This is a genomic window from Alphaproteobacteria bacterium (genome assembly GCA_030739735.1).
Taxonomy (GTDB): domain Bacteria; phylum Pseudomonadota; class Alphaproteobacteria; order UBA7887; family UBA7887; genus UBA7887.
In genome coordinates, this window is sequence record JASLYQ010000049.1 from 1 (window position 1) to 703 (window position 703).

A 703-nucleotide genomic window follows, 5' to 3' on the forward strand; every position below is an offset into this window, starting at 1 on the left:
TGCCAGATAGCCGCCGTCGATGGGCAGCGCCACGCCGGTGATAAATGAAGCATCGTCGGAGCAGAGGAAAAGTGCCACCTTGGCCACTTCCTCGGGCTTACCGACCCGGCCGAGCGGGATGTTGGCCCGCATGCGGGCGGTGTTCTCCTCGCGATTGCCTTGCGTGTCTGGGCGCAGCATGAAGTCTTGCAGCATGGGCGTGTCGATCGGCCCCGGGCAGACTGCGTTGACGCGAATGCCCTCCGGCGCGTAGCGGCAGGCCAGCGATTGCATGAGGCCTACAACACCGAACTTGGCGGCTGAATAGATTGGGCTGAATGGCGAGCCGGCGAGGCCGGCGATGGAGGCGGTGAACAGCAGCGCACCGCCGCCGCGGGCACGTATCGCCGGTACCGCCTCAATGGAGGTGACGAGAACCGAGCGGATATTGAGATCCATGGCGATCTCATAATCACCCATCTCCAGGCCCTCAATGCGCCCCGGGCCGGGATGGCCGACATGGTTCCACAGCACATCAAGGCCGCCGTAGGCATCGCTCGTTACCTGCACGATGCGCTTGGAATCCTCGTCTTTGGTAAGGTCGGCGGTGACCGCCACGGCCTCGCGGCCCGCAGCCTTGATCTCGTCTGCTACCGCAGTCACGCCGGCCTCGTCGACATCGACGGCGACCACTTTAGCGCCTTCCTCGGCAAACAAAAGCGCG

1 protein-coding gene is annotated in these 703 nt (G+C 64.3%); it reads right to left on the reverse strand.

The window, feature by feature from the left end; translation table 11 throughout:
* Positions 1–703: SDR family oxidoreductase (locus QF629_12990; GenBank protein ID MDP6014436.1), on the reverse strand; the 703-nt coding region annotated here is incomplete at both ends.